Source organism: Arthrobacter sp. CAN_C5 (genome assembly GCF_017875735.1).
GTDB lineage: Bacteria > Actinomycetota > Actinomycetes > Actinomycetales > Micrococcaceae > Arthrobacter_D.
In genome coordinates, this window is sequence record NZ_JAGGMZ010000001.1 from 59,086 (window position 1) to 78,377 (window position 19,292).

At 65.5% G+C, this 19,292-nt stretch carries 17 protein-coding genes; 14 read left to right on the forward strand and 3 right to left on the reverse strand.

Going from position 1 to position 19,292, the window contains the following annotated elements:
* Positions 1-59: 59 nt before the first annotated feature.
* The 6 genes from gcvP to H4V95_RS00290 all read left to right on the forward strand — a co-directional run bounded on the left by gcvP (position 60) and on the right by H4V95_RS00290 (position 8,033).
* Positions 60-2,900: an aminomethyl-transferring glycine dehydrogenase gene (gene gcvP / locus H4V95_RS00265; RefSeq protein WP_209728081.1), complete on the forward strand. Its 2,841-nt coding sequence runs from the start codon at positions 60-62 to the stop codon at positions 2,898-2,900.
* A 79-nt stretch (positions 2,901-2,979) separates the two neighbouring features.
* Positions 2,980-4,086 carry a glycine cleavage system aminomethyltransferase GcvT gene (gcvT, locus tag H4V95_RS00270; protein ID WP_209728083.1) on the forward strand — a complete coding sequence of 369 codons (1,107 nt, stop codon included), beginning with the start codon at positions 2,980-2,982 and terminating at the stop codon, positions 4,084-4,086.
* Between the two features lie 34 nt (positions 4,087-4,120).
* The gene (gene gcvH / locus H4V95_RS00275) at positions 4,121-4,504 is read left to right on the forward strand and encodes a glycine cleavage system protein GcvH (protein ID WP_196867384.1); all 384 of its coding nucleotides are present in this window, start codon (positions 4,121-4,123) and stop codon (positions 4,502-4,504) included.
* Positions 4,501-5,829 (forward strand): serine hydroxymethyltransferase, encoded by a 1,329-nt coding sequence (glyA, locus tag H4V95_RS00280; protein WP_209728085.1) that lies wholly within the window; start codon positions 4,501-4,503, stop codon positions 5,827-5,829. Before gcvH ends, glyA begins: the two co-directional genes overlap by 4 nt.
* An 8-nt stretch (positions 5,830-5,837) precedes the next feature.
* Positions 5,838-7,211, forward strand: a complete 1,374-nt coding sequence (locus H4V95_RS00285) for an L-serine ammonia-lyase (protein ID WP_209728087.1) — start codon at positions 5,838-5,840, stop codon at positions 7,209-7,211.
* 3 nt (positions 7,212-7,214) lie between these two features.
* Entirely contained in the window at positions 7,215-8,033 is an 819-nt protein-coding gene (locus H4V95_RS00290) for a methylenetetrahydrofolate reductase (RefSeq protein WP_209728089.1), read from the forward strand.
* 67 nt (positions 8,034-8,100) lie between these two features.
* Here H4V95_RS00290 and H4V95_RS00295 read toward each other — a convergent pair whose 3' ends face one another.
* Both H4V95_RS00295 and H4V95_RS00300 read right to left on the reverse strand, forming a co-directional pair.
* Entirely contained in the window at positions 8,101-9,270 is a 1,170-nt protein-coding gene (locus tag H4V95_RS00295; protein ID WP_209728092.1) for an RtcB family protein, read from the reverse strand.
* Between the two features lie 68 nt (positions 9,271-9,338).
* The gene (locus H4V95_RS00300) at positions 9,339-9,887 is read right to left on the reverse strand and encodes an adenylate kinase (protein ID WP_209728093.1); all 549 of its coding nucleotides are present in this window, start codon (positions 9,885-9,887) and stop codon (positions 9,339-9,341) included.
* A gap of 62 nt (positions 9,888-9,949) precedes the next feature.
* On the opposite strand from H4V95_RS00300, the gene H4V95_RS00305 reads away from it, so the two are divergent.
* Complete coding sequence (locus H4V95_RS00305; protein WP_196867389.1) at positions 9,950-11,632, forward strand: ABC-F family ATP-binding cassette domain-containing protein; 1,683 nt, start codon at positions 9,950-9,952, stop codon at positions 11,630-11,632.
* A gap of 15 nt (positions 11,633-11,647) precedes the next feature.
* On the opposite strand, the gene H4V95_RS00310 is transcribed toward H4V95_RS00305, so the two are convergent.
* Positions 11,648-12,031 (reverse strand): toxin-antitoxin system YwqK family antitoxin, encoded by a 384-nt coding sequence (locus H4V95_RS00310; RefSeq protein ID WP_209728096.1) that lies wholly within the window; start codon positions 12,029-12,031, stop codon positions 11,648-11,650.
* Between the two features lie 85 nt (positions 12,032-12,116).
* On the opposite strand from H4V95_RS00310, the gene H4V95_RS00315 reads away from it, so the two are divergent.
* The 7 genes from H4V95_RS00315 to H4V95_RS00345 all read left to right on the forward strand — a co-directional run bounded on the left by H4V95_RS00315 (position 12,117) and on the right by H4V95_RS00345 (position 19,288).
* Complete coding sequence (locus tag H4V95_RS00315; protein ID WP_209731223.1) at positions 12,117-13,289, forward strand: sugar MFS transporter; 1,173 nt, start codon at positions 12,117-12,119, stop codon at positions 13,287-13,289.
* Between the two features lie 98 nt (positions 13,290-13,387).
* The gene (locus H4V95_RS00320) at positions 13,388-14,380 is read left to right on the forward strand and encodes an ATP-binding cassette domain-containing protein (protein ID WP_196867391.1); all 993 of its coding nucleotides are present in this window, start codon (positions 13,388-13,390) and stop codon (positions 14,378-14,380) included.
* The gene (locus H4V95_RS00325) at positions 14,377-15,213 is read left to right on the forward strand and encodes an ABC transporter permease (RefSeq protein WP_196867392.1); all 837 of its coding nucleotides are present in this window, start codon (positions 14,377-14,379) and stop codon (positions 15,211-15,213) included. Before H4V95_RS00320 ends, H4V95_RS00325 begins: the two co-directional genes overlap by 4 nt.
* Before the next feature lie 233 nt (positions 15,214-15,446).
* The gene (locus H4V95_RS00330; protein WP_209728098.1) at positions 15,447-16,394 is read left to right on the forward strand and encodes an ABC transporter ATP-binding protein; all 948 of its coding nucleotides are present in this window, start codon (positions 15,447-15,449) and stop codon (positions 16,392-16,394) included.
* Positions 16,395-16,396: 2 nt separating this feature from the next.
* Entirely contained in the window at positions 16,397-17,260 is an 864-nt protein-coding gene (locus H4V95_RS00335; RefSeq protein ID WP_209728101.1) for an ABC transporter permease subunit, read from the forward strand.
* Between the two features lie 35 nt (positions 17,261-17,295).
* On the forward strand, positions 17,296-18,573 hold the full coding sequence (locus tag H4V95_RS00340; RefSeq protein ID WP_209728104.1) for a sensor histidine kinase: 1,278 nt from the start codon (positions 17,296-17,298) through the stop codon (positions 18,571-18,573).
* A complete protein-coding gene (locus tag H4V95_RS00345) occupies positions 18,557-19,288 on the forward strand; it encodes a response regulator transcription factor (RefSeq protein WP_312883891.1) in 732 nt (243 codons plus the stop codon). Before H4V95_RS00340 ends, H4V95_RS00345 begins: the two co-directional genes overlap by 17 nt.
* Positions 19,289-19,292: the final 4 nt, after the last annotated feature.

Sequence of the window (19,292 nt, forward strand, 5' to 3'; positions counted from 1 at the left end):
GAGGAACTCACCATCGTCCGGACAGACGCCTACGCCCGGACCCCATCAAGGGAGTTCCCATGACCGCTCAGCCCCTCACCGAATCGACCTTCGCCGACCGCCATATCGGCCCGCGCTCAACCGACGCAGCGCAGATGCTCACCATGCTCGGCTACCCGAGCCTCGATAAGCTGGTGGAGGTTGCGGTACCAGCCAACATCCGCTCCGCCGAGGCCCTGAACCTGCCACCCGCCCTCAGCGAAACCCAGGTCCTGGCCCAGTTGCGCGAAATCGCTGGCAGAAACACCACTGCCGTCCAGATGATCGGGCAGGGCTACTTCGACACCGTGACGCCACCGGTGATCCGCCGGAACGTCCTTGAGGCCCCCGCCTGGTACACCGCCTACACCCCTTACCAGCCGGAAATTTCCCAGGGCCGGCTGGAGGCACTCCTGAACTTCCAGACCATGGTCCAGGATCTCACCGCCCTGCCCATCGCGAACGCCTCCCTCCTTGACGAAGCCTCAGCCGTCGCCGAAGCCGTCCTGCTGATGCGCCGGTCCGGAAAGAACAAGGGCAAGACCGTGCTCGACGCCGACTGCCTCCCGCAGACAATCGCCGTCGTCCGCGGCCGCGCCGAAGCCCTCGGATTCGAGGTGGAGATCGCCGACCTCGCACAGGGGCTCCCCGACGGGGACATCAACGGCGTCGTCCTCCAGCAGCCCGGTGCGTCAGGCGCCCTCCGCGACCACCGCTCGCTCATCACCGCGGCTCACGACAAGGGTGCGCTGGTCACGGTGGCAGCCGACCTGCTCGCGCTCACCCTCATCACGCCCCCAGGGGAGCAGGACGCCGACATTGCCGTTGGATCCGCCCAGCGGTTCGGTGTCCCACTCTTCTTCGGCGGCCCACACGCGGCCTACATGGCGGTGCGCAAGGGCCTTGAACGGATGCTTCCCGGGCGGTTGGTGGGAGTGTCCAAGGACGCCGACGGCGCCCCCGCCTACCGCCTCGCACTCCAGACCCGTGAACAGCACATCCGGCGCGAGAAGGCCACCTCCAACATCTGCACCGCCCAGGCACTGCTGGCCATCGTCGCCAGCATGTATGCGGTCTATCACGGCCCCGACGGGTTGAGGGCAATCGCCCAGCGGGTCCATGGACACGCCGCGACACTGGCAGCAACCCTTACGGGTGCCGTGACAGTGGTCCACTCCGACTTCTTCGACACGCTGCTGCTGAGCGTGCCCGGCAAGGCACGGGACTTCCAGTCCAAGGCGGAGTCGGCGGGCATCAACCTGCGGTTCGTCGACGAGGACCACCTGGGCGTCTCGTGCGACGAGACCACCACCGAGGAGCACCTGGCGACGCTGGCCGGCGTCTTCGGCGTCGGGCAGGTACTGGACCAGGAATCCGACGCTGCCGAGCTTCCCTCCGATCTGGTCCGGACCTCGTCCTACCTGACCCACCCGGTCTTCTCCAGCCACCGCTCCGAAACGCAGCTGCTGCGGTACCTTCGGCGGCTCTCCGATAAGGACCTGGCGCTGGACCGCACCATGATCCCGCTGGGATCGTGCACCATGAAGCTGAACGCAACAGTGGAAATGGAGCCGATCTCCTGGCCGGAGTTCGCGACCATCCACCCCTTCGCCCCCGAGCACCAGACCGAGGGATGGCGCTGGCTGATCGAGGATCTTGAGGACAAGCTAGCGGAGATCACCGGGTACGCCAAGGTCTCCATTCAGCCCAACGCAGGGTCGCAGGGTGAACTGGCTGGCCTGCTCGCCATCCGTGGCTACCACCGGTCCCGTGGTGACCAGGACCGCAACATCTGCCTGATCCCCTCCTCGGCCCACGGCACCAACGCCGCATCGGCGGTGCTCGCCGGAATGAAGGTGGTGGTGGTCAAGACCGCCGACAACGGCAACATCGACCATGACGACCTCACAGCGAAAATCGCGCAGCACGGCGAGCAGCTCTCGGCGATCATGATTACCTACCCATCCACCCACGGTGTGTTCGAGGAAGATGTCCGCTGGGTGTGCGGCCAGGTGCATGACGCCGGCGGCCAGGTCTACATCGACGGAGCCAACCTCAACGCACTGGTGGGCCTCGCGAAGCCGGGTGAGTTCGGTGGCGACGTGTCGCACCTGAATCTTCACAAGACCTTCTGCATCCCCCACGGCGGCGGTGGACCCGGCGTCGGCCCGGTCGCTGTCGCTGCCCACCTGGCACCGTTCCTGCCCGGAGACGCAGCGGAACAGGGTGCGGGAGCCGAGGGCGTCCCGATCTCTGCTTCCCGGTACGGATCCGCCGGCGTACTGCCCATCTCCTGGGCGTACGTCGCGCTGATGGGAGCCGAAGGGCTCACCTCGGCCACCGGCCACGCCCTCCTGGCAGCCAACTATGTCGCGGCCCGCCTCACCGAGCACTTCCCCCTGCTCTACTCGGGGGAGAAGGGCCTGGTAGCGCACGAGTGCATCCTCGACCTGCGGCACCTGACCGCTGCCACCGGGGTTACCGCCGAAGACGTTGCGAAGCGGCTCATCGACTACGGATTCCACGCACCGACGCTCAGCTTCCCGGTCGCGGGCACTTTGATGGTGGAGCCCACCGAGTCCGAGGACATCGGCGAGCTGGATCGTTTCATTGAGGCGATGATCGCCATCAAGGGTGAAATCGACGAGGTGCAGGCCGGAAAGTACACGCTGGAGCAGAGCCCCCTGCGCCAGGCGCCGCACACCGCCTTCGCACTGATCAGTGACAGCTGGGAGCAGGCGTACCCCCGCGAGCTGGCCGCCTACCCGGTGCGCACGCTCAAGCACAACAAGTATTTCCCCCCGGTCCGACGGATCGATGGCGCGCACGGCGACCGTAACCTGGTGTGCTCCTGCCCGCCCATCGAGGCCTTCGAAGATTAAGGTCCGTCCCCGTCCGGCCGCCGGCCGGACGGGTTGAGTCCAGCGCACTACCGGAAGCGCACCACCGGAAGGATCCCCCATGACCAAGCAGACAGCCCTGTACGCCGAACACGAGGTGCTCGGCGCCAGTTTCACCGACTTCGGCGGGTGGCAGATGCCCCTGAAGTACCGCAGCGAGCTCGAAGAGCACCACACCGTCCGCCGCGCCGCAGGACTCTTTGACCTTTCCCACATGGGTGAGGTCTGGGTTGCCGGACCGCAGGCTGCTGAGTTTCTGAACTATGCCCTGGTGGGCAACCTCGCCGCCATCGCCGTCGGGAAGGCCAAGTACTCGCTGATCTGCACCGCGGACGGCGGTGTGATTGATGACCTGATCGTTTACCGCCGCGCCGACGACCGGTACCTCGTGGTCCCCAACGCCAGCAACGCCGACACCGTTGCCGCAGCCCTGCAGGAGCGGGCGGTCAACTTCGACGTAGCGGTGGACGACGAGTCGGAGAACACGGCCCTGATCGCCGTCCAGGGCCCCGCAGCCGAGGCGATCCTGCTCGACATCGCCGCGGACTCCTCACGCCAGCTCATTACCGAGCTGAAGTACTACGCAGCCGTCGAGGTGGAACTGGCGGGGCTGCAGGTTCTCCTGGCCCGCACCGGTTACACGGGCGAGGACGGCTTTGAGCTGTTCATCGGCAACGCCGAGGCGGTCCAGCTCTGGAAAGCCGTCTCCGCGGCAGGCGCGCAGCACCAGCTCGCCCCCTGCGGACTCGCTTCACGCGACTCGCTGCGCCTCGAGGCCGGAATGCCCCTCTACGGGAACGAGTTGGGGTTGGATACCAACCCCTTCGAGGCGGGCCTCGGCGGGGTAGTCAGTCTCAAGAAGGCCGACAATTTCGTTGGCCGGTCGGTGCTGGAGCCCCTCAAGGAGGCCACGCTGGAGCGGAAGCTGGTCGGTCTGCAGAGCGGTGGTCGACGGTCGGCTCGCGCCGGATACAACGTCGTTGTCGACGGAGCAGTCGTCGGAACGGTCACGTCCGGGCTTCCCAGCCCCACCCTCGGCTACCCCGTGGCGATGGCCTATGTGAACGCCGCGCTGGCTGAGCCGGGCACCGAGGTCCAGGTGGACCTCCGGGGGAAGCCCGAGCCATTCACCGTGGTTGCGACGCCCTTCTACCGCCGTCAAAAGTAGCCGATCCTACATAACCCGAAAGGCATATACCCACGTGAGCATCATTAAGTCAGCTCTCCGCTACTCAGCCGAGCATGAATGGATCGACACCGCAGAGACCGGTCCAGCCACCATCGGCGTCTCCGCTATCGCCACCGACGCGCTGGGCGACGTCGTCTATGTCAGCCTTCCGGACGTGGGCGACGCCGTCACCGCCGGTGAGAGTTGCGGTGAGGTCGAGTCGACCAAATCGGTGTCCGATCTCTACGCCCCGGTGACAGGGGTGGTGACCGAGATCAACCAGGAAGCCATCGACAACCCCGGGATCCTGAACGAGGATCCCTACGGTGCCGGTTGGCTGTTCAAGGTGGATGTCGCCAGCGAGGGACCTCTCCTCACGGCCGAGGAATATGCCCAGAAGAACGGCATCGACGCATGAGCGCCGACACCGGGCCGACCACCGTGGGACACCTGAACGCGGCACTGGCCGACCTTGACCCCGAGGTCGCGCGCGGAATCGACGCCGAACTGGACCGGCAGCGCAACGGCCTGGAAATGATCGCCTCGGAGAACCACACTCCGGTGGCAGTCATGCAGGCGCAGGGTTCGGTGCTGACCAACAAATACGCCGAAGGCTATCCCGGACGCCGCTACTACGGTGGGTGCGAGCACGTCGATGTGCTGGAACAGCTGGCAATCGACCGCGTCAAGGACCTTTTCGGAGCCGGGTACGCGAACGTTCAGCCACACTCCGGCGCGCAGGCCAATGCCGCCGTCATGCACGCGTTGATCAAACCGGGCGACACCATCATGGGCCTTAACCTCGCCCACGGTGGCCACCTGACCCACGGCATGCGGATCAATTTCTCCGGCCGTCTGTACAACGTGGTGCCCTACCAGGTCCGTCCCGATGACCATCGGGTGGACATGGACGACGTCGAACGGCTGGCGCGCGAGCACAAGCCACAGCTGATCGTGGCTGGATGGTCCGCCTACGCACGGCAGCTCGACTTTGCCCGGTTCCGCAGTATCGCCGACGAGGTGGGCGCCTACCTGATGGTCGACATGGCCCATTTCGCCGGTCTGGTAGCCGCCGGGCTGCATCCCAGCCCCGTGCAGCATGCCCACGTCACCACCTCCACCACCCACAAGACCCTGGCCGGTCCCCGGGGTGGCATCATTCTCAGCAACGACGCCGACATCGCTAAGAAGATTAACTCGGCGGTATTCCCGGGCCAGCAGGGTGGACCGCTGGAGCACGTGATCGCCGGCAAGGCAGTGGCCTTCAGGATCGCGGCCTCGGCTGAATTCCGGGAACGCCAGGAACGTGTGCTTGAGGGCGCACGGATCCTCGCCGATCGGCTCGCCCAGCCGGACGTCGCCCAGTGCGGGATCTCGGTAGTCAGCGGAGGCACCGATGTGCACCTGGTGCTGGTCGACCTGCGGGACTGCGACCTGGATGGACAGCAGGCGGAGGATCGGCTGGCGCAGATCGACATCACCGTCAACCGCAACGCCGTGCCGTTCGATCCTCGTCCCCCGATGGTCACCTCGGGACTGCGCATCGGCACGCCAGCGCTCGCCAGCCGGGGGTTCGAAGCAGCGGCGTTCACCCGGGTGGCGGACATCATCGCCGAAGCACTGATCGCACCGGCCGACGCCGACCTCACGCCGCTGGCCCAGCGGGTGGAAGCGCTCGCCGCAGAGCACCCGCTCTACGCCGATGTCGTGCCACTCGGTGCGGGCACCCAGAACCACAGCTAAGGAACCCCATGCCCATCAGCGCGTTTGACCTGTTCAAAATAGGGATCGGCCCTTCCAGCTCCCACACCGGGGGGCCGATGAAGGCGGCATTCCTGTATACCGAACTGGTGGCGCACCGGGGACTGGTCGACTCAGTGCACCGGGTGGAGGTGGAACTGTTCGGCTCCCTCGGGGTGACCGGCCACGGCCACGGCACGATCAAGGCGGTCATCCTGGGGCTGGAGGGCGAGCAACCGCACCTGGTAGACCCCGTGGCGGCCGGACCCCGCGTCGATGAGGTGGCGCAGACCCGCCGCCTGCGGTTCGCCAGCCACCGCGAGATCGATTTCGATCCTGAAGTCGACCTGATCATGCACCGGCGGAAGCGGCTCGACTTCCATACCAACGGGATGCGGTTTCACGCCTACGACGCCGATGGCGCCGAACTCCTGGCGAGGGACTACTTCTCGGTGGGAGGTGGCTTCATCCTCGACGAGGATCAGATCGGGGCCGACCCAGCAGCCGAAGCGACAGTACCGGTGCAGCATCCCTTCAACACGGGGGCGCAGCTGCTCGAAATTTGCGCTGCCACCGGGAAGTCCTTTTCCGAAATTGTGATGGCCAACGAACTGTCGTGGCGCTCTGACGCCGACGTGCGCGCCGGATTGCTGGAAATCTGGGATGTCATGCAGGACACCATCCGCCGGGGGTCCACCACCGACGGGATCCTGCCGGGCGGCCTGGAAGTGCGGCGCCGTGCCGCCACCCAGCTGCGGCTGCAGCAGAAGGCCGAGGACCCCAACGACAAGCTGAGCACCATGGAATGGGTGACCCTGTTTGCGCTCGCCGTGAACGAGGAGAACGCAGCCGGTGGCCGGGTCGTGACGGCGCCGACCAACGGTGCCGCAGGCATCATTCCCGCGGTACTGAAGTATTACGTCGACTTCGTTCCAGGAGCCGACGACGACGGCGTCGTCCGGTTCCTCCTCGCGGCGACCGCTGTGGGCGGGTTGTTCAAACAGAACGCTTCCATCTCGGGAGCGGAGGTGGGCTGCCAGGGGGAGGTGGGATCCGCGTGCGCAATGGCGGCCGGTGCGCTCGCCGAGGTCCTCGGTGGGACGCCCGAACAGGTGGAGAACGCCGCCGAGATCGGCATCGAACACAACCTGGGCCTCACCTGCGACCCCGTTGGTGGTCTGGTGCAGATACCGTGCATCGAGCGGAACGCCGTCGGCGCCATGAAGGCGATCACCGCCGCCCGGATGGCGGTCCGCGGCGACGGCAAGCACCACGTCTCCCTCGACGTCGCCATCAAGACGATGCGGGACACCGGGGCGGACATGATGGACAAGTACAAGGAAACCGCCCGGGGCGGCCTCGCCCTGAACGTGGTGGAGTGCTGAACCATGGCTGACCACCCGGGGCCCCTGCCACTCCGGGTCGAGATCATTCCGGCTCCCGGGATCGTCCAAGCGCTCCGGGAGTACCTGCCGCCCCCCGCGGTCGTGACAATCACCTGCCTCCCGCACCACGGGGCGGAAGAGACCATCGATCTGGCGGTGCGGCTTGCAGACCTCGGCTATCGGGCGGTCCCGCACCTCGCGGCACGGTCCCTCAGCTCGCGCGGGCAGCTCACCGGCTTCCTCACCAGGCTGCGGGCGGCGGGTGTCAGCGACATCTTCGTCATTGCCGGTGACGGCGATGAGGCGGCCGGACCCTACGCCTTCAGTGGCGCACTGATGGCCGACATTGCATCACTGGGCGGGGGATGGTTTGCCCTGGGGGTGGCCGCCTATCCAGAGGGTCGGCCCGGCGCGTCACCGCCGGAGCTCACAGACCTGCTCCTGGCGAAACAGGACCTGTGCTCCTGGGCGGTCACCCAACTCTGCTTCTCCGGACCCCTGCTTTCCACCTACCTGAAGGAGTTACGGGCCGCGGGCGTCTCGCTACCCGTCTGGGCCGGAGTGCCCGGCGCCGTCCGACGCGCCCGGCTGATCTCCCTCGCAGCCCGGATCGGGGTGGGCCCGTCGCTGCGGTTCGCCCAGCGGTCCCTGTCGGGGGAGCAGGGCGGATCGTTGGTCCGCAGCGTCCTGACGCCGTCGTCGTACGACCCGGCACCCCTGGTGCGCTCCGTCGGGGACTCGGGCGGGTTCGCTGGCCTCCACGTGTACAGCTTCAACGATGTTCAGTCGGTCGCCCGCACCTTCGGCACTGGCCCGGCGTAAAAACTGCCCCAAGGATCAGGATTGCCGGTTGCTAGCGGCAATCCTGATCCTTGGGGCCGGTAATGTCCTAGTCGCCCTTCACATTGACGATCTGGCGAAGCGTATGGCGGATACTGACCATGTTGGCGGCGTCCGCCATCACCACATCGATGTCCTTGTACGCGGCGGGGATTTCGTCGATGAACGCAGCGGTGTCGCGGTACTCAATCCCTGACATGGCGGTCCGGAGCTGCTCGTGCGTGAACGTCCTGCGCGCCGCGGACCGACTGTATTCCCGGCCCGCGCCGTGCGGCGCCGAGTTCAACGACGGCGCAAAGCCCAGGCCCTCCACAACATAGGAGGCGGTCCCCATCGACCCCGGAATCAGGCCAGCCTTCCCGGCGGACGCCTCGATGGCACCCTTCCGGCTCAGCCACACGTCTTTGCCGTAGTGGCGCTCCCGTGCGGTGTAGTTATGGTGGCAGTTGATCCGCTCCTGCTCCCGCACCGCGTCGCCCGTCCAGGCGGCAAAGCAGGCCACCACGCGGTCCATCATTTCCTCACGGTTGAGGAGGGCGAAGTTCTGGGCCCACCGCAGCTGGTCAATGTACTCCTGGAACTCCGGATCGCCCTCCACCAGGTAGGCGAGGTCATCGTGGGGGAGCTTGATGAACCTTTTCCGGCACTGCTCAAGGGCAACCCGGATGTGGTGCTGGGCGATCTTGTTCCCCACGCCGCGCGAGCCGCTGTGCAGGAACAGCCAGACGTCGTCGTTCTCGTCGACGCTCACCTCGATGAAATGGTTGCCTGACCCGAGGGTACCCAGCTGTAGGGCCCACTTTGTCACGTAGGTGGCCGGGTCGAACGCCGCGTTGTCTGCCTCGGCGCCGAGCTGTTCGATCCGCGGTGCGGCGGTCGCCACGATTGAGGTGTTGTTATTGCCAGCGGACAGGGGGATGCTGCGTTCGATGGCCCTGCGCAGCGTCTTGCGGTCCAGCTCCCCAAGGTCACCGTGGCTGAACTGGGTCCGGACGGCGATCATGCCGCAGCCGATGTCCACGCCGACGGCGGCCGGGATGATGGCTCCGATGGTTGGGATCACCGAACCGACCGCCGCGCCGAGGCCAAGGTGTGCATCGGGCATGCTGGCCAGGTGTGGGTAGATGAAGGGCATGCCGGAAGTCATGAGGTTCTGGGCGCGGGTCTTCGAGTCGAGGACGCTCGCAAAGTTGATGTAGGTCTTGCTCACCATTTCCATTACTGGAGAGTAACACTAGTGATTGGCAACTCCCAATCACTAGTGTTACAACGGGGCGAGAAAGCAGCTCAGACGGCCTCAACGCTTCGGAGCCAGCGATCCAGATCCCGTGGCCGAGTGAACCGGAGCACCGGCACGCCGCCGTCGTCAATCAGACGCTTGATGCGCGCCCGTTTTCGCGGGAAGCTCTTGAAGTGCCAGACGAGGATGGAGTCCCGGGCGATCGCTCTGCGCACGGTTTCGCGGTTCCCGTTGCAGACCACTTCCCGGCGGATCACCCGCAGTGCTGTCCGCCGCACCAGCCGGGACAGGGACACCCACCGTGGGTAATCCAGGGCAACGACCAACTGCGTCCGGGGTAGCACCTGATCCGCCCATGTGGCGTAAACGGTGTCAAAGACCCAGCGCTCGCTGGACGCGAGGGCCGCCGCGAGATCCTTCTGGTCCGTCGGGTGCCGCTCGGTCCAGTCCGGGAGCCAGCCAATCTGGTCGTCAGCTGAGACCTCGGGGAGCCCGGTTGCGCCCGCGTAGCGGTGTGCGGCGGTGGACTTCCCCGATCCGGTGACGCCGTAGAAGAGCACCCGTTGCGGGGTATCCGGCGAAGCTGCTGTGGTCACCGGTTCATCCTGCCATAGGGGTGTTGGAGGCCGGGTTTGCCCCCTGATGACAGACTTAAGCCGTGGCTCATCTAGACGTTTCCAACATTGACTACTTCCTGTCCGACGGCCGGCAGCTGCTGAACGCCGTCAGTTTCAAGGTCGGTGACGGGCACAAGACAGCGCTGATCGGCCCGAACGGCACCGGCAAGACCACCCTGCTGCGCATCATCGCCGGGGATGTCACCGCCGACGAGGGCGCCGTCACCCGTTCAGGCAACATGGGCATCATGCGCCAGTTCGTTGGCCAGGTGAGGGACGAGACGACGGTCCGGGACCTCCTGGTCTCCGCTGCGCCGCCCGCGCTCGCCAAAGCGGCCCAGGCCGTCGACGACGCCGAGCTGGCCATGATGGAGAACGACGACGAACCCACCCAGATGCGGTACGCGCACGCCATCACCGAGTGGGGCGATGCCGGCGGTTATGAGCTGGAAACCACGTGGGACGAAGTGACGATGGCCGCGCTCGGGGTGCCCTACGCGCGGGCGCAGTACCGGGCGTCGTCGTCGTTGTCGGGTGGTGAGCAGAAACGGTTGGTGCTGGAGGCCCTCTTCTCCGGGCCGGATGAACTGCTCCTCCTCGACGAACCCGACAACTACCTCGACGTGCCCGGGAAACGCTGGCTTGAGGCGAAGCTGAACGAGTCGAAGAAGTCAGTGCTGTTCGTCAGCCACGACCGGGAACTGCTGGCCAACGCCGCCACCCGCATCATCACCCTTGAACCGGGAGCACTCGGGGCGTCCAGCTGGATCCACGGCGGTGGCTTCGAAACCTACCTGCAGGCCCGCACCGACCGGAACCTCAGGTTCGAGGAACTCCGCCGCCGGTGGGACGAGGAGCATCTCAAGCTCAAGGAACTCGTCAACATGTACAAGAACAAGGCGGCGTTCCGGTCCGACATGGCCAACCGCTACCACGCAGCCCAGACCCGGTTGGCGAAGTTCCTTGAGGCCGGCCCGCCGGAAGCGATCCCCCTTGAGCAGAACGTCTCCATGCGGCTCAAGGGCGGCCGGACCGCGAAACGGGCGGTGGTCGCCCAGAAGCTGGAACTGACCGGGCTGATGAAGCCGTTCAGCACCGAAATCTGGTTCGGTGACCGGGTGGGGGTGCTCGGCGCCAATGGCTCGGGCAAGTCCCATTTCCTGCGACTCCTGGCCAGCGGTGGCACCGATCCGGAGAAGGAACACGAGCCGGTGTCCGAGGTCAGCATTGCACCGGTGCCGCACGAGGGAACCGTGAAGCTCGGTGCCAGGATCAGGCCCGGCTTCTTCGCCCAGACCCATGTCCGCCCCGACCTTCTGGGCCGGACCCTCCTGGATATCCTGCACCGCGGCGACGATCATCGTTCGGGCCTGCCGCGGGAAGCGGCCTCCGGCGTCCTGGACAGGTACGGCCTTGCCGGTCAGGCGGAGCAATTGTATGACTCCCTGTCGGGCGGTCAGCAGGCTCGGCTGCAGATCCTGCTGCTGGAACTATCCGGCGCCACGCTGTTGCTGCTTGACGAGCCCACTGACAACCTCGACCTGCATTCAGCAGAGGCGCTGGAGAAGGCAATCGATGCTTTCGAGGGCACTGTCCTCGCGGTCACCCACGACCGGTGGTTTGCCCGCAGCTTTGACCGGTTCATGGTTTTCGGCTCGGACGGCAAGGTGTACGAGTCGGAGGAACCGGTCTGGGATGAGGGGCGGGTGCAGCGGAGCCGCTGACGGCGGCCCGCAGACCTAGCGGTACATCTTCCTTCTGGTCTCGACCCCATCAGGGCCGTACGTCACCCATTCGCCGGTCTTCTTGCCTTTGCTGTACCACCCGTGATCGAGTATGGCGCCGGTGCTGTGATAGCGCTGCCACTCGCCGTCCTGCTTCCCGTCGACGAACGCGCCGTGCTGCAGGAACCCGCCGCCGTCGCGCTGCCATTCCCAGTACCCGTCCGGTTCGCCGTCCCGGTATGAGCCCTCCGCTTTCAGCTGGCCTGTCCTGAAGTAAAACCGCCACGGACCCTGCCGCATTCCGTTGCCATAGGAGCCCTCGCCGGAAAGGGTTCCATCCTTGAAGAGTTCGGTTCCGGGGCCGTCCGGCGGTGTGTGGGTGCTGGGGTCGGTCGACATGTGTCCCAGCCTACGTCGGTGCGTGTAGACCGTCCGGAACAATTGCGCATACGGTTTACAGGTGCAAACCAATGTGACACCAGCAATGTGGGCTACCTTCGCCGTTTTCGGCCTGAACGGTCTGGTCTTTGCCAGCTGGGCCGCCCGCATCCCTGCCGCGTCCTCAACGCTCGGTCTCAGCGACGGCCAAACCGGTTCCCTCCTGTTGGCGGCGGCCGCCGGTTCGGTGCTCGCGCTGCCGCTGGCAGGAAGTATCGCCGGTCGCGTAGGGGTTGCGAACACGGTCCGGATCGGCGGGGTAGCGTCAGCAATCGCCGCCGTGACCATCGCCGGCGGATTGGCGACGACGTCGATCCCGCTTACCGCGCTCGGACTGTTCCTGTTCGGCGTCGGCGTGGCCCTGTGGGATGTCGCCCAGAACATTGAGGGAGCCGACGTCGAGCACCGCCTCCGCCGTACCATCATGCCCAAGTTCCATGCAGCGTTCAGCGGTGGAGCTTTCGCGGGTGCAATGGTGGGTGCTGGGCTGTCAGCGCTCGGCGTCGACCTGTCCTACCACCTGCTGGGCGTCGCCTCCGTCGTGATCCTGGTGTCCCTGTGGGTGCCCCGCTACTTCCTGCCGGAGATTTCCCACGCCGATTCCCACCCGGACGCTCCTCAGCCTGGCCGCTTCGCCGCCTGGCTGGAGCCGCGGACACTGCTGATCGGGCTGGTGGTTCTTGGCGCCGGATTGACCGAGGGCGCAGCGAACGACTGGGTGGCCAAGGCCACCGTGGACGGGCTGGGGTCCAGCGAGGCCACGGGCGCGGTCATGTTCGGGGTGTTCGTCGCGGCGATGACCCTGTTCCGGTTTGTCGGCGGCGGGCTGATCGACCGGTACGGCCGGGTGCGGGTGCTGCAGGTCAGCCTCGGGTCTTCCCTGGTGGGCCTGCTGATCTTCGTGTTCGCTCCCACGGTGCCGCTCGCCGGCGTCGGTGCGGTGCTCTGGGGTGCCGGCGCGGCCCTTGGCTTCCCCATGGGAATGTCCGCCGCGGCTGACGAACCCCGCCACGCCGCGGCCCGGGTGTCGGTGGTTTCGACCATCGGGTACACGGCGTTTCTGGCCGGCCCACCCCTGCTCGGGTTTCTGGGCGACCAGGTCGGAATCCGCAATGCCCTGCTGGTGGTGGGTGTTGCGGTGCTCGCCTCCTTCCTGGTGGCACCGGCCGCCGCCGAACGCCAGAATAACGCCGATCGGCCGGCCACACCCGTTCCCTGACAGTCGTTATGTTAAGTGTGCGCTCCTCCGATTTGCACGAGGTCAAAAGCTGTCCTGAATAAGTACTTGTCCGGACGCTTAAACCCTAAGCTTGGACGATGACAATTATTGAGGCCAGGGGTCTGAAGAAGACCTACAAATCGAAGAGCGGCCCCGTCCACGCGCTGGACGGGTTGGACCTGCTGGTGCCCCAGGGCACCGTCAAGGCGCTGCTCGGTCCCAACGGTGCAGGCAAGACCACCGTTGTGAAGGTCTTGACTACACTGATCCAGCCCACCGAGGGCACCGCATTTGTCGATGGTATCGACGTGCTCGCCAACCCCCGGGCGGCCCGACGGATTATCGGGGCATCCGGACAGTACGCCGCGGTCGACGAAAACCTGACCGGGTTCGAGAATCTGGAAATGGTAGGACGGCTGTACCACCTGGGCGCCAAGACCGCGAGGCGTCGCGCCCAGGAGCTGATCGACCAGTTTGAGCTCACCGAGGCCGGGAACCGTCCGGTGAAGGGTTTCTCCGGCGGTATGCGCCGGCGGATTGACCTTGCGGGGGCACTGGTGATCAACCCGAAGATTCTCTTCCTGGATGAGCCCACCACCGGACTCGACCCACGGAGCCGGTTGGCCCTCTGGGAGATCATCAAGAACCTGGTCAGCGACGGCACCACCCTTTTGCTCACCACCCAGTACCTGGAGGAGGCCGACCATCTGGCCGACGACATCGCCGTGATCGACGGCGGAAAGGTGATCGCCGAGGGCACGTCCGACCAGCTGAAGGCCCGGATTGGTGGGCACCGCGTGGTGGTGGCGCTGGTTGACGAGGCCGACGCCGGCTCTGCCCGCGAGATCCTCGCCCGCCACGGTGAAGGCGAAGCCAGGGTTTCGGCTGATCGGCGCAGTGTTGAGGTGGCCGTCACCGAGGGGCCGCGTGCCCTGCAATACATCCTGGCGGATCTTGGACAGGCGGGAGTGGGGTTGCACGACGCCGGCATGCGCCGGCCCACCCTTGACGACGTGTTCCTCAAACTGACGGGTCACACCGCCGAGAACGAGCAGGACGCCGAGAATTCCGAGATGGAGAAAGCCAAATGAGTGTCCTCACCAAGCAGACCACCTATGAGAGTGTCGGTACGCCGGCGGGACAGCTGCTCTCGGACGGGTGGATCGCTACCCGCCGCAACCTGATCAAGATCAAGCGGGTACCGGAGATCCTGGTCTTCACCATCCTGCAGCCGATCATGTTCGTGTTGCTGTTCAGCCAGGTCTACGGCGGAGCGATGAACGTCTCCGACTACACCAACTTCCTGATGGCTGGCATTTTCGCGCAGACGGTCATTTTCGGTTCCACCTTTTCCGGCGCCGCGATGGCACAGGACCTCAAGGACGGCATCATTGACCGGTTCCGTACCTTGCCGATGAGCCCGGCGGCGGTGCTGATCGGCCGCACCAACGGCGACCTCGTCATCAATAGCATTTCGATGCTGATCATGATGGGCACCGGCTGGATTGTGGGCTGGCGGGTCACCACGTCGGTGTGGGGTTTCCTGGGAGGTGTCGCCATTCTGCTGCTGTTCAGCTACTCGTTCAGCTGGGTGATGGCCCTGCTGGGAATGAGCGTCAGGAGCCCCGAGGTCATCAACAACGCGTCCTTCATGATCTTGTTCCCCCTCACCTTCATCTCGAACGCGTTCGTCCCCATCCACACCATGCCCGAGGTGCTGAAGAACATCGCGGAGTGGAACCCGGTCTCCGCACTGGTCGAGTCGGCCCGGCAGCTGTTCGGGAACACCAACCCGGACTTCCCGGAGCCCACCGCGTGGACCCTGCAGAATCCGTTCATCACGATCTTCATCGGTATTGTCCTGATGCTGCTGATCTTCGTTCCACTGTGCATCAGGAAGTTCGAGTCCATCAGCTCGCGCTAGCCCCGCGAGCACACAGAAGCGGCCCAAAGGGTCAGGGTGGCCGGTTGCAACCGGCGAGCCTGGCCCTGAGGGCCGTTTCTGCGTCGGGGACCAGGCGCGGGACTCATCCAAAAGGTGTACCCGGCGGAATCAAACATCATCCCAAGGGGCGGCGAGCCCGGACGCCAACCTCCGTAGGCTTGAGGCAGGCCCAGTATTGACCGGGCAACCGAAGCAATATTAAGGACGCAGCCATGATTGAGGCACACGGCCTGGCAAAGCGCTATGGCTCCAAGACAGCAGTGGACAACGTTTCGTTCACTGTCCACCCCGGCAAGGTGACCGGGTTCCTCGGCCCCAACGGTGCCGGGAAGTCCACCACCATGCGCATGATCGTCGGGCTGGACAACCCCACGGCCGGCAACGTCACCGTCAACGGCAGGCGCTACGCCGAACACCGCGCGCCGTTGCGTGAAGTGGGAGCCCTCCTCGACGCGAAAGCCGTCCACACCAAACGCAGCGCCTACAACCACCTCCGGGCCATGGCCGCGACGCACGGCATCCCTAACTCCAGGGTCAAAGAGGTCATTGAAATGACCGGACTCGGTCCGGTCGCGAAGAAGCGGGTCGGCGGTTTCTCCCTCGGCATGGGGCAGCGCCTCGGCATCGCCTGCGCCCTCCTGGGCGACCCTCACACCGTGATCCTCGATGAGCCGGTCAACGGGCTGGACCCCGAGGGTGTGCAGTGGGTTCGCCACCTCGCGAAGGGCCTCGCCTCCGAAGGAAGGACGGTATTCCTGTCCTCACACCTGATGTCGGAAATGGCATTGACCGCCGACCATCTGATCGTGATCGGGCGCGGCCGAATCATCGCCGACGCCCCCATTGAACAGATCCTCTCGGGCCAGGGACAGTCCCGTACCCGGGTCCGCACCGACAACCCGGGCGATCTGATCCGTGCGCTGGCCGGCGACGGCGTCACTTCGAAGCAACTGGAACCTGAAATGCTCGAAATCACCGGCGCGGACTCCCACCGCATCGCTCGGACCGCCCTGGATAACCGGGTGCTGGTCTACGAGCTCACACCGTTGCAGGCATCCCTCGAAGAGGCCTACATGCAGCTCACCAACGATTCGGTTGAGTACCACTCGGCTGATCTCCCGCAGGCAACCCAGGCCGCCAGCGTCGGGGAAGGAAAATAGCCATGTCTCATACAGCAGTCGCAACCCCCACCCGCAGTACCACCAGCGGGACGGGCGTGAATTTCACGCGGATCCTGAAGTCGGAATGGATCAAACTGGTCACGGTCCCATCCACCGTCATCATGCTGTCCATCACGGTGATCGTGATGATTGGTCTGGCAGCCCTCTTTGCCTGGCAGACGACAGTTTTGCTTGATCTGCAGGGAGACCCGGAGATGGCAGCCCAGATGCAGGGCGCCCCGGACGCGACGTCAATCACCAACACCATCCCCGGCTCCGGTCTGATCTTTGGCCAACTGCTGATTGCGTCGCTCGGAGTTGTCCTGATCGCGTCAGAATGGGGCACCGGGATGATCCGGTCCACCATGGTGGCGGTGCCAAAACGTATCCCAGCCCTTCTGGCCAAGCAGGCCGTGTTTGCGGTGGTCGCCTTCGTTGTTGGTGCCGGTTCAGCCCTGGTCAGCTATCTCATCGCCCAGCCGATCCTGTCCCCGTCAGAACTCGAGTTCGGACTCGGTGACGAGGGTGTGTTGATGCACATCATCAACACCGGTTCGGTGCTCGCCCTGATGGCCATCATCGCGATGTCGATCGGCACCCTGCTCCGCAACACGGCTGGAGGCGTGGTCACCGCGATCGGCCTACTGTTGATCCTGCCAATCCTGGTTGCCACTTTGCTGGCCGGGATCGCCGACTGGATTCCCGACGCCGCCCGCTTCCTCCCCAGCAGCGCCGGCGAGCAGATGGTAGCGATCACCATTGCCGACGGAGCCCTGAACCAGTGGCAGGGTGCCCTCGTTCTCGGCGGCTGGGCCCTGGTGCTCCTGGTGGTTTCCCTGGTGGTCACCAAGCGGCGGGACGTGTAACCAGCGGGCCCACGACCGACCGATAAGCTCACTCAATGAGTGAAAAAGTCTTGGTGGAGGGGGCGACGGAGCGAACGGCCGCCGCCGCCTTCACTGAGCTCAATGCACGACGGCTAGGTCCATTCAGACGCTATTTCCGGAGCCATCCGCGGGTCACCGACGCTCTGGTGGTGGTCCTTTACCTCGCCGCCAGCCTGCCACAGGCGATCGTCGGAACAGTGGTGGCCGATCGATGGCTGGCCTTGATCCCCGTCGTTACAGCAGGGGTCGTCCTCTTGTGGCGCAGGGACCGCCCGCTGATTGTCCTGGGAATTTTGATGGGGCTCGAATGGATGAGCCTCATGGCCTCCGACGGTGAGGCAAGTGTTGGGTTCGGTGTCTGGTTTGCCCTGTACGCTGTGGCCGTCCGGCATCCTTTCCGGAGCGCCCTCTGGGCGCTGGCCGGAGCAGCACTGCTGACGATCACCCCCCTCTGGTTTGTCGACGCCCTGTTTGTCGACGAGGCTCCATACCTCATCTGGATCGTGACCGGCTTTGTCCTCATGTGGTATTTTCTTGCAATCGGATTTGGGGTTACCACCCGCAAGGATCGGGAACATGAAATAGCGCTCCGAGACTGGGCTATCCGCAACGCCGAACTGGCATCCGCCACCGAGCGCAACCGCATTGCCCGGGAGATGCACGACGTCGTGGCGCACTCCCTGTCAGTGATGATCGCCCTCTCCGACGGGGCCGCCGTCGTGATGAAGCGCGACCAGGACCGCGCCCGCGAGGTTCTTGACGAACTGTCGGCCAGCGGCCGGACCGCCCTCGCCGATATGCGCAGGGTGCTGGGTGTCCTGCGGGTCGGCCCCGATTCGGCACCCCGGGAACCCTTGCCAGCCGCAGGTTCCCTCGCCACCCTGCTCGACGGGTTCCGGGCGGCGGGGCTGCCCATCCGGGTGGGGCTATCAGGGCCCGGGCTGCCCGAAAATCCGACCTTCCAGTTGACCGTCTACCGGATCATTCAGGAGTCCCTGACCAATGTGCTGCGCTACGGGAAAGGCGTCACCATCGTCAACGTTGCCATTTCCCGGACCGGCACGCTGGTGAGGGTGAGGATCACTGACGACGGCCGGGGTGGCATGGGGGCCGTGATGTCGGTGGGCACCGGCCAGGGCATCACCGGGATGCAGGAGCGCGCGTCGATCTACTCGGGCACCGTTGACTGCGGACCCGGCGCCGACGGCGGCTGGATCGTTGATGCGCGACTGATCATCCCGGAGGACCGGGAACCCACGAGCAGGGAAGCAGACAGTGTCAGAAGCACCTGAACACATCATCACAGACGGTCACCGGGACACAGGCGACACCCTTCGGGTGCTGCTGGTGGATGATCAGCCGCTGCTGCGAATGGGATTCCGTCTCATCCTGGAAGGAGAGGACGGCCTCGTCATCGTCGGGGAAGCCTCCAACGGGACGGAGGGGGTGCGGATGGCCGCCGCGCTTAAACCCGACGTCGTCCTGATGGATGTCAGGATGCCGATCATGGATGGGATCGAAGCGACCCGCCTGATCACTGGATCGGGCTCTTGTTCCCGCATCATCATCCTCACCACCTTCGACCTCGACGAGTACGCGTTTGCCGGCCTCCAGGCCGGCGCCTCGGCGTTCCTGCTCAAGGATGTTGGCCCCGATGAACTGGTGCACGCCGTGCGGGTGGTTGCCAGTGGGGACGCCGTGGTGGCCCCGCGGGTGACGCGCCGCCTGCTGGAAACTTATGTCCGGTCCCTGCCTCCGCACGCGGCACGTCCGGCAGCCGACCCGCTGTTGGACGACCTGACCCCGCGGGAACGCGAAGTGCTCGGGGCGATCGCGGAGGGGCTCTCCAACGCGGAGCTCGCCCAGAAGTTCTTCCTCTCCGAGGCCACCGTGAAGACTCACGTCCGGCGGATCTTCACCAAGCTGCACCTCCGGGACCGGGTACAGGCCGTCGTGTACGCCTATGAGTCGGGCCTGGTGGTTCCGAGCCAGGGGTTGGATTACTGAGCCT